Origin of the sequence: Bartonella tribocorum CIP 105476, assembly GCF_000196435.1 — a bacterium.
Classification (GTDB): domain Bacteria; phylum Pseudomonadota; class Alphaproteobacteria; order Rhizobiales; family Rhizobiaceae; genus Bartonella; species Bartonella tribocorum.
In genome coordinates this window covers 1,838,841-1,850,000 of the sequence record NC_010161.1, presented here as the reverse complement: position 1 = coordinate 1,850,000, position 11,160 = coordinate 1,838,841, and the positions used below count along the sequence as shown (strand labels likewise).

The 11,160-nt window shown below is 36.4% G+C and carries 4 protein-coding genes and 1 pseudogene; 2 read left to right on the top strand and 3 right to left on the bottom strand.

Going from position 1 to position 11,160, the window contains the following annotated elements; all coding sequences use genetic code 11:
* Positions 1–729 precede the first annotated feature (729 nt).
* The 3 genes from BTR_RS08210 to BTR_RS08200 all read right to left on the bottom strand — a co-directional run bounded on the left by BTR_RS08210 (position 730) and on the right by BTR_RS08200 (position 7,406).
* Positions 730–3,705, bottom strand: a complete 2,976-nt coding sequence (locus BTR_RS08210; protein WP_012232147.1) for a type III restriction-modification system endonuclease — start codon at positions 3,703–3,705, stop codon at positions 730–732.
* 11 nt (positions 3,706–3,716) lie between these two features.
* The gene (locus BTR_RS08205; RefSeq protein WP_012232146.1) at positions 3,717–5,549 is read right to left on the bottom strand and encodes a site-specific DNA-methyltransferase; all 1,833 of its coding nucleotides are present in this window, start codon (positions 5,547–5,549) and stop codon (positions 3,717–3,719) included.
* A gap of 780 nt (positions 5,550–6,329) precedes the next feature.
* Positions 6,330–7,406, bottom strand: coding sequence for a YrzE family protein (locus BTR_RS08200; RefSeq protein ID WP_012232145.1), 1,077 nt, complete (start codon positions 7,404–7,406; stop codon positions 6,330–6,332).
* Positions 7,407–7,910: 504 nt separating this feature from the next.
* On the opposite strand from BTR_RS08200, the gene pyrF reads away from it, so the two are divergent.
* Together pyrF and BTR_RS08185 are read left to right on the top strand one after the other, a co-directional pair.
* On the top strand, positions 7,911–8,756 hold the full coding sequence (gene pyrF / locus BTR_RS08195; RefSeq protein WP_012232144.1) for an orotidine-5'-phosphate decarboxylase: 846 nt from the start codon (positions 7,911–7,913) through the stop codon (positions 8,754–8,756).
* 1,078 nt (positions 8,757–9,834) lie between these two features.
* Positions 9,835–10,193, top strand: a pseudogene (locus BTR_RS08185) (helix-turn-helix domain-containing protein).
* The last annotated feature ends 967 nt before the right edge of the window (positions 10,194–11,160 follow it).

Here is an 11,160-nt window from a genome sequence, read left to right as displayed (position 1 = left end):
AAAAATCAAAACATAAATCCAGAAAAAACATCTATACATTCCACTAAACTGATGATCATAAAAAACACCGGATGTGGGGGGCGTTCGTGTGAACCTATCAATAAAAAGGATGGGGTAATTTGACACAGCGCAAGGTGTAGCAGAGAGGGATAAAAGTAAAAGATCACTATCGCAAAACCAATATCGTTGATGTGAGGAATGCTGTAGGGCTGTCTGTTATTGCGCTTATGGGGCTATCTTGCATTGAAACGTGTGCTTACTTTTGTGGGACCTCGAAAAACATCATCAGAAAATTCAATATTATAGATTCCAGAGAATTTCTCATAGCACAGAAAAACCATAACATGACAAACAGTGCAAGTGTTTGGGTATGCCAAATTTTAGAGCTTAAGAAGCCTGTAGGTGTGGAACTCTATGCATAAAAGGTTTGCAGGAACCAAATTTATGCTTCTCTTTCTTTTATGATATCTCCCACCTTATCTTATCTGCAGAGCCCACATCTCTATCTTCTGCACAACATGCTACCTTTTCCTTCCAACACTTTTGCATCATATACCGGAATTATCATCTTTCTCTGTCCGTGAGGTAGCTTTTGACCTTTGTTGCAATAGCAATAATGTTGGGAATTTTTACATGCAACCTCTCCATAGTAAAACCTAGACAAAACAGTAAAAATCTACATCTTTTTAAAGCTAGATAAAGGCAAAATCCTATAGATTCAACAGTTTTTCAAGTTGTTACTGTATTTTTTTGCGTTGCTTGATTGATAAAAGTATCATAATTATCCGAAACAATATATTGGGTATTTACTCCTAAAGCTTTAAAATGTTCGCGACCGCAATGGATTTTTGCTTTTTCTAGCTCACGCAACATGTCTTCAAAAATACTCCCTTTACTTTCCACAACAAAATACAGTTTTTCTTGTCCGTCTTGCTCGAATAAAACAGCCCAATCAGGGGTATATGATCCAAGGGGGGTATCAATTTTAAACCACTTAGGCAGTTTGGCATAAACTTTTATCTCTTCATTTTTTTCAAATGATTGTGCAAGATCAGATTCAATATCTGAATCATAAATAATATGATCATAGGCCGATTTATCGGATGCAATCATATTTTTATTCAAATATCCAATCAACTCTTCACTTTCAAAAAGCTCTTGTGCATAAAAATGTTGATCACCAATTTTGTAGTATTTGATACCATCAATTATAAAACGCTGCATCTCACGCTTGATAAGCCTTGTTACTTCGTCAATGAATTTTTGGGGATTGTTTTTGAAGTCATTCAAGCGCCCACTCTTGAGTAAGATATCAAGAATGGAGCATCTCTTAAGATTCGTTTCATTCTGGAGGTAACTTAAAATATCTGGAATTTGATAATCACGCACATCATATATATGAGTGCTTTCTTTACTTTCAGTGATGTTCACACCGGCTTTACTGATTTCAGTCTTTGCTCGAGTATAATTGAACTTTGTTTTGCTGACGATGAGGTTATTTTGAATGCTCGTGGCACACTTTTCAATAAGCTTATTTGGATTAAATTCCACATTATAGATAGTTTTATATTTAATACGATCCCATAATTCTTTAAATTCAGAACTTTCAAAAATAGCTTTGTTTAAGTATACTGTGCGTTTATCTTCATTGTTTTTAATATTTAATCCGCCAGCAACCTTTTTAAGAGTGGCTGTAATCGCTTCTTTTTGCGCTTCAAATTGTTGAGGAAGTGTAAGGCTATCTTCTTTCAGAGCTTTTTTTAGTTTGTCTGTTACTTTGCCGTGTTGGTCAATATATTGTTTTGCCAAGAAATTATTCCAAAGAATCTCTGAGGCTTTTGCACCAAGAAACACTTGCTCTCCGGTGTTTTTCTCAATGACGATATTGGCAAAGGCATGTTCTTCAATAATACCAAAACATATACCCTCTTCTTTTTCTATTTCCTTTTGCAGATCGTCGACAAAAGTTTCGTAGGACTCGTTAGCCATAACCGTTAGTGTATTAACCTCAAAACCGTGGACCCGTTCCCCATTCTGATTCACAGCAATACGAAGCCCGCGTCCAATTTCTTGGCGTTTTTTTATGGTAGATTTTGTTTCATTAAGTGTACAGATCTGGAAGACATTGGGATTATCCCATCCTTCTTTGAGAGCGGAATGAGAAAAAATAAACTTTAACTTAGAAGAAAAACTAAGAAGTTTTTCCTTATCTTTCATAATAAGGCTATAGGTATCTTCATCAGCTTTTGTAAAACCGTTGGTATCTTTAACACCATTCTTATCACCAGAAAAATAACCATTGTGAACCTGTGAGGCTAGACTATCCGTGTCCATTTCAGAAAAAAGGCTATGGTATTTCGGCTTTTTAATTGCCTTTGCATATTCTTCTTCAAAAATGAGAGCGTATTTGCCTTTTTGCTCCAAAGCAGTGTAGTCTCGGTAATTCGCTACTTTATCAATGAAAAAAAGACTAAGGACCTTAATTCCCATTGGTGTGAGCTTTAGCTCTTTATCTAAATGCTCTTCAATCGTTTTGCGGATTTGTAGTCTTTTGTACTCATCCTCATTCACATCACCAATCGCATGGTGCAGGCGAATAATATCTGGCTTACTGGTGAAGTCGATATATTCATTGCTTTCTTCGCAATAAATATCATTGATAACATAGCCATCATAAAGAGAGCGACCGCCAGATATACGAAGCAAGTCATCTCCTTGTTTTACCCACTTTTCAGTACGTTTAATCGTGTTTTTTTGCTGAATATCTAGTTCGATCTTGGCGCGGTGACCTTTCTTATTATCAACAGCCAATAGCTTAATATACGCTTTATTATGCCCATCTTTGACTTGAATAGAAGCAACCTCAATCTGTTTTACTAATTTTTTCTCATAGGCATCAATGGAATCTAGCTTATAGAGCATGTTATGTTTATCAATATGTGTCGCAGAGTATCTGAAGGTGCAAAGTGGATTAAGAGCTTTGATGGCTTCTCCTGATTTGGCGGTCGTGTCCACACTTTGCGGTTCATCAATAATCACAATGGGGTGAGTAGATTTTATGAAGTCAATCGGTACGCCTTGCATTTTATCATTCCAGCGGTGGATAATATTTGCGCTGGTCTCTTTTGATGGATCCGTAAAGCTTTTGCGGAAAGCATCAATATTGATCACCATAATTTGGATATAATCATTGCTCGCAAAACTACGGACTTTCTCCAATCGGCTGGAGTCATAAACAAAATAGTCAAAGGGGATATTATCATATTGCTCTTTAAAATGTGCTCTTGCCATTTCTAGAGTTTTAAAAACGCCTTCCTTAATCGCGATGCTAGGAACCACAATAATAAATTTCGAAAAACCATAACGTTTATTCATTTCAAAAATAGATCGTAGATATACGTAGGTTTTGCCCGTACCTGTTTCCATTTCAATGGTAAAATCAAAGCTTTTTAACTCTTTGGTTTGCTTTAAACCATTACGGAGTTGAATATTTTGGATGTTTTCTAATATTTCTTCAGGCAAAAGACGTAAGCGGTTGCCAAAGCCTATATCACTTTGCTGTGTTAAGTGAGTTTCAAATTCATTTTTGCTTAATGAAGGCATAGAGAACAGTGCTTTATCAAGTTCTTGACCCTCAAAAACTCCTACAGCAGATTCCCATGCACGACGTTGATGGTGTTGATTGGGGTCAAATTTAATTTTCATAGCTGTCTTCTCTATAGGCTTTTAACATCAGCAATACCATAGCGTTTTAGGCACATCAGAGCATTGGTTTTAACGATATCATCTTTAAAACTGTCATCTTTGAACACAACGCGCATAATATCCGGCTGTAGCTCTTCTTTAAGGGTGCCAATGCTATTGATGACATCCATATCGATATCTGTATCTAAGCAGACAATCAAAGCGCCATGTCCAATAATGTAGACATTTTTTTGGGCAAGGAGACGCATTTCTATGGAAACAGTGAGATCAAACCCATATTTGAGAAGAATTTCATAAAGCAGGTCTTCATTGGAACGATCCCGCTTGAGATAGTCCACAGCATTAATCAGGTCTGTTTCAAGTGTGTCGAAATCTGCTTCCCAGCGTTTGATATTCGAACTATCAAGTTTAAAAACCTTAAAACCTGTGTCAATGCCACCATTTTCATTGAAATCTAGTTGAGCACTTTGTTCTTCTTTGATTTTTTTCCCAGCACGGCGAAGACGCTCTTTGGATATTTCAGCAATATTTTTATAGCCCGCTTTAAAAGCTTCGGATTTTTCGTCTGTGGGCTCGGGTAGTTGCACTGAAATGCAACGCCGTTTGCCGCCATCCTCGGCATTCAATTGCATGACCGCATGCGCTGTCGTCCCAGAACCTGCAAAAAAGTCAAGAATGAGGTCATCATTAGTTGCTATGGTTAGAAAGTGCTTTATTAATGAAAGCGGTTTAGGAAAATCAAAGTAACGAGCATTGAAAAGGTTTTCTAACGCTACTCCCGCTTCTTGGTTGGTACCAAATTCAATAGAAAGAAAATCATTGGCTATTTGTCCTTGGCTTTCATGGAGATAAATTTTTCCATAGGGGAGCTCAGTTTTTCCTGTTGCCCAATATATGGCTTGTTTGGAAGAGAGATCTTGAAAATCTTTTTCATTTATCATCCAAGGTCCTTCTAAAATAGTTCCAGAAGGTGTGGTTATTTTATAAAAATGTCGTCCTCTGGTTTTATCCAATAAAATAGATCGTCTATAGAATCCATGGTTGTCTTTATACCGATATTCTTTTTTTGCCCTCTCTGTTAAGCGCATTTTATTTAATTTTAAGGTTTTTGATTCCTTAGAATAAAGAATGATATATTCTTTAACCCGTGCAATATTTCCAATATTGGCTTGGTTGTCGGTTTTTCTCCAAGTAAACTGTGCAATAAAATTTTCTTCACCAAAGACTTCATCACATAATTTACGTAGATTATGTACCTCATTATCATCAATGGAAATAAAAATGACACCATCATCGCGTAGCAGGTTCCGTGCGAGTTTGAGGCGTGGATACATCATATTTAGCCAGTTGGTATGGTAGCGACCTGCACTGCTTGAATTTGTTCCTATTTTTTTGCCTTCGTTATCCAATTGCCTTGTCATTTCAAGATAGTTTTGTATACCGTCTTTAAAGTCATCTTTATAAACAAAATCATTACCCGTATTATAAGGAGGGTCGATATAAATCATTTTTACTTGACGGTGATAGGGTTTTTGCAAAAGTTTTAAAACTTCAAGATTGTCACCTTCAATGAACAGATTTTGTGTGGTGTCCCAATCTACACTTTCTTTTTTGCAAGGGCGTAGCGTTCCTGTACTTGGTGTTTGAGCAAGACGACTTGCTGCACGTTTCCCATGCCATGTGAAATTATAATGGTCTTCGTTTTTAACTAGGTAATTTCCTAAAAGTTCTTGCAGTTGGTCAAAGTTAATTTTTCCCTCTGAAAATACTTCAGGGAACAGTTGTTTCAACTGTTGAATATTTTGTTTCACGATATCCATGCTTTTGCTGTCTAGCTTTTTCATATTGCTCACGTGTTTTTTATTACCTTTTAAAGTTGTGCTGGGTGCTTTGTGGTTTTTTGTACTTTCTTTTATAAAATAATTTGCTTTTATATTGATTAAAATGCATTTCCTATTTTATTTTTTTGTATCAATTAGCAAGTGCAATTTTTGCTCTAATATTGCAATTTGTAAAAGACTATTTTTATTATTCCATATGAAATTTCTTATGTCGCTTACTTGTATTGAAAGTAATGATACGCTTTTTGATGTCTGTATAATAAGCACAAAAGATTTACAAAAAAAATTAAGAACGCATGATTATAGAAAATTTGCCTTATTTCTAATATTGTGCGTGGATGAAAGATTAATCGCATCATCATCTTCTTGCATGGGATGTAAGATTGAGATGTTTTCCATATTGAAAAAAGTTGTTTTTTACAGAGAAATATTTTTCTACAAAATTTGTTTGGTTTAAATAGTAAAAATAGAGCAATAGTCGCATGTTTGTTTTGCTGTAACGCTTCTATATAAGCGATGAAGTCAATGCTTCGTTTAAGAATTTTTTTAGGAAAAACATAAAAAGATAAAATTATTGAAAAACTTGCTTTTATTTTGAAGCTTGTTTCTTGCTTTTATAAAAACTTAAAATTGGCTTTTGAAAAAATTTTGCTGTGTTGAAAAGAATGAAAAAATCAAGAAAATATCGTAAAAAAGCTGCACAGATGGTGCAGCTTTTTATCGGTTTGTTTTGCTTTAGAAGCATAAGTTTTTAAAATTAAAGTGTAAAAAAGTTTCTGCTTTTTAAAGCTTGAAAAAATCTTTTTGGCTTCTGTAACCATAATAGCCAAAAATGCTGGAAATTAGGGCACCAATCAGACTTCCTAAAAAGCCCCACCATCCCATGTGTGATGCTTTTGTTGTGGCTTTATCAGCCATCTGAAGAGCATTTTTTGCCTTTGTATCAAGCTTTTGAGACAAGGTACCGGCTTGTTTTTCTAGGGCTTTGACGGCTTGTTCCGTTTTTTCTTCTGCCCTTTGATAGATATGGATGGCACGGTTGACTGTTGTTTGTGCATCTGTACGCGACATGCCATTGTTCATCAAGGCTTTGATGATATCACTTTGATCAAATTTTTCCGTTAGAGCTTCTATGCGATGAGAAAGACTATCCCCTAGATTTTTCAGAGTGCTGCGATAATGCGAAGGATTATTTTTGAAAGCGGTTATCGCAGAACCAATATCGTTGAGCGCAGCCTGATAGGTTTGTTTCAAGCGTTCAGGATTGAGGGCCGGAATATCACTTTTGTTGAGAAGGGTGCGCAACTCACTGCCAAGTTGGTCAAAATTAATTCCATTGTCGCGTTTTTCTGCAAAAAACTTTTCAAAGCTTTCGCTGTTTATTTTTGACAGTAGGGAAGGGAGGTTGTCGACGGTTTGTTGGATCATAGAAGTGCTTTTTCCAACCGCTTTAGCGCTTAAGTTTGCTGTACTAGAAACCACGTGGATGGCTTGGAGCGTCATCAGCAGTGTTATGAGCGCCCAGGTTAAGAAACCATGAAGAGCCCCTGAGATTTCAGCAAAACGTCCGGCTACAAAGCCCCCCAAAGCAAGGCTTATCAGCATAACGATGAGGGAGCCAATACCCATAGAGAGAAAAGAACCTATAAAAGGGGAGGACGAGGTAAAGTCCATTTGGCTTAAGCCTAAAGCGGCAATGAGGAAAGAGAGGCAGATTGAGACGGCAAGAGCTGTTATCAATCCAGCAAAAATGGCAGACCATGAAATAGGTGTATGAAAAAATGAATATTTTGTTTCTAGAGATGTTTCTCCTAGAAAATTCGTATCGAAAGATGTGCCTTCAGGAATGCGGGTTTCCATGTTTTATCTCCTTGAATATGCTGGAGATACAATGCCTTTTTGCTAATTATGTTCCAAAGTTTATGATCCATAATGGATAATTTAGCCGCTAAAAATGAAGAGGAAAGATCCAAAGTTAAGATAGAGAGCATTATGGTGGAGCATTTTCTTTTGAAACGTTCGTTTAAAGTGTATTTATCGAGAAGTTTTGTTGATTGTAAAAAAAGGGCGTGAAAGAAATAAAGTGGGGGTGTGTGGTTTAGCTTCACGAGGCAATAGAATGAAATAGGATGGAATGCTTTTTTGTTCGCATTCTGTCATAAAGTTTAAATTTTTGTCTCATGACAACGTCTTGGTTGAAAATTATGCGATAAGTATTGTGAATGGGAATAACTTTTATAAGTAAGAGCAGATTTTGTTTATGAGAGTGCTTTCTGTGTGTTTTTAAGATTGTATTCTTTTGACAAATGCTTTTCTTTTTGTTTGTATCAAAAAGTTTAAGAAGAGACCGTGTTAGGATATAAAATGTTTTGTTCAGCTTTTTTTAAAAATAGTGAAAAATATGGCCCCCTTTGTGTGGGGTTTGATCCGAGTCATAAAGTTTTACAATCATGGAATTTGAGCTGCGATTATAAAGGTCTAAAAGATTTTTGCGATATCCTTTTAACAGCGGTTGTGGGGAAGGTGGGGATCATAAAGCCGCAAGCTGCATTTTTTGAATTATATGGGGTGGAAGGGCTTCAAGTTTTGAAAGAACTCATTGAAAATGCACAGAAACAAGGTTTATTGGTTCTCGTTGATACAAAAAGAGGGGATATTGGTTCTACCGCTGAAGCTTACGGTAAAGCTTGGCTTGGCGTCAATAGTCCCTTCAAAGCCGATGCTATAACAGTCAATCCTTTTTTAGGGTTTGATGCTCTTATTCCGTTGATAAAGATTGCAGAAGAAACAAAAACGGCTGCCTTTATGGTTGTTCAATCGTCTAATCCGGAGGGTAAAGATATTCGCAATGCACGCATTGGCGATCAAACGGTTTCTGTTCATTTGGCAGAGCGTATTTTTGACTATAATAGCCAATCTTCAAGTCAATATCGTCATGTTGGTCCTATCGGGGCGGTTATTGGTGCAACATTAGGCTGTGACGCAAAAGAGACAATTGAACAGTTAGAAAATAGCCTGTTTCTCGTTCCTGGCATTGGGGCTCAAGGGGGAACAATAACACAATTAACTCAGCAGTTTCCTCAAAGGCTATGGCAGAATATTATTCCTTCAATTTCAAGGTCAATTACAGAGGCTGGTCGAAAGAGTGTTGATTTAAAAAGTGTTATTCATAACTTTGCCGAGCAATCTAAAAACACACTTCTATCTTAAGTTTTGGGCTCTTGTTCTAAGGGGGAGTCTCTTCCTAATCTTCCTTATAAAAAAGGATGTTTTTTATTCAGTATCAAAAGAGATGCTGGAAAATTATTGTTTTATCCAAAAGCAAATGTTCCTCTTGAAACTTTTGAAGAAGCATGTGTCTTTTATTTGATGTTGGTATAGGGAGAGTTCTGTAAGCAAATGTTAAAAAATAAGTTTTTGAAAAAAGAGAGGCAGGAAAATACAGAGATTTTGGACAAGATATTGACGGGAAGAGTTCTTGCAAAGGCGATGAGATAAGGGGAAATGTGCAAAAGGGAGGTTCAAAGGTCTCAGAGATGAAGTAAGAGGTAGAGCATACAGAGTCTTGGGGAGTTGGGAAGCCTTGGATTTGAGAGTGTGCACATTTTCAATCAAATAGAGGGATGAAGGCTGTGAGGTCCATACAATAGATGGATTTTTAATTTTTTCTCTGCCTTAAAAGTTGAAAATTCTTAATCCATTCTGGTCTATCAATAATCTGATTTTTTCTTTAAAAAAGGTTTCACCTTTTGGTTTTGCATGGGGACTCTATTCTCTCGATGATGATATTTTTACGGGAGAGCAGAATAATCACCCATCTGGAGCCTGTATGAAGGATAAGACAAAAGCTGTTTTGTATTGGTTAAGGAAGCTGTCAAGCTGGGGGCTGGGGGGCTTGTTAAGAAACAAGGGTGAGATCTTTTCGTGAAATGGGGGGTTGATGGTATGATTGTGATGCGTGTGTGGTAAAGAATTTGAGAAGCAGATAACTTCTCATTAAAAATGAATTCTGCAAATTTAAGAAAAACTATTTTTATTGCAAAGATCCTGAAATTACTTTACACGTTAAAAGGTGTTTTGGTCGCATACGCAATGACCCAATAGGTCCTTGAAAACCCTAAATCCGAACACGAAGATAAACCTGCTTTGCAGGTATCTAGGAATTCCGGGAGATTTTGCTATGTCCAGGTGCGTTTTCGCACTAAAAGCAAAATGCTGACTCGGATTCAGTATTTTCAAGCTCCCGGAATACTTGCGCGAGGGCGCTCGCACCCGGTGGGGGAGGAAAATGCAAAATCAAAATCTTAATATTGATCTTTTTGTTGGCAAAAGAATTCGCTTTAGGCGAAAAATGCTGAAAATGTCTCAAAAAACATTAGGTCAACATTTAGGTGTGAGTTTCCAACAAATCCAGAAATATGAAAAAGGCTTAAACCGTGTGAGCGCAGGGCGTTTAAAGGAAATTTCCGATATTTTGAATGTTCCACTTGCCTTTTTTTATACTATATCGTCACAAAAGAAAACGCTTCGTACCGTTATGATGAACTCGCAGCGAGCAAAGAGGAATATTTGCTTTTAAAAAGTTTTAGAGTCCTCACATCTGTCAAACAAAAAGCAATTTTAAAGCTGCTTTCTGATCAGAATTAAAACGTTTTAAATGATGGATGGCCCACTATTCTTTTTATTTCCTCTTTATCTTAAAAGACGAAGATTTTTAATCCACGCTGACTTGTAAAAAAAATCGTCTGTAAACAATCTGGTGTCTTTTCTAACACATTCCATTGGGCTAATTTCATATGAATATATAAGCCACTTCTTTTTATAAATATTCATGAAAGTATTTAGATGCAGCATGGTTATAAAGCTTCCATTTTTTCATAATGAAAACGATTAAACGTTATGAGATGAGCTTTAAGCTCTGCTTCTTTTGATTGTTTCAATTTCGCAAGGTTGCTTTCCTTTTATCGTTTTGCTTCTGTGTTTAGAAGCGTTCATCTGTCAATTAAATCGTCTGTAAACAGCCCGCTGTCTTGTCTCGCTTGTGCCCTGCTGTCTTTATATGAATAGGTGAGCCATGTCTATTCGTAAAGATTTATGAAAATGTCTAGAAACATATTATGGCGATAACGCTTTTGTTTCGCTTTGACCTTTTAACAGCTCTAAAGGATAAAGATTCTTAAAGTTTCAATGAGTTATAGATAATAGATTGTAAAAGATTGGAAACAGTTTGGAGATTATAAACAGTCTGGTTTTTCTTAAGTGGGGTTCAGTGGTTGATTTTATATCATGGTATTTCAAATGATCATGTTTTACGGTACAGAAGGATTATCGTTCATTGTTTTGCTGGTTGGGTGATCCCTTCATGTTATGAGATTTTTCTCATTTTAAAGCTTTTTATGGTCAATCAAGGTCATTTCTCTGCATGTGATAAGTGGTCTTGGGAGGTGGCCAAAACACTTGAAGACAAGAAAAAAATGCTTTTTATGCCTCCTTCAAGTACCAAGAGTTTTTGCAACATTGAAGGATAAAGCGTATGACCGGCTTGCAGCTTTTATTGAGGTGTTAAGAGGGATGAAAGTATAATGGACTTTATATTTTTCATGAAGATTTTATC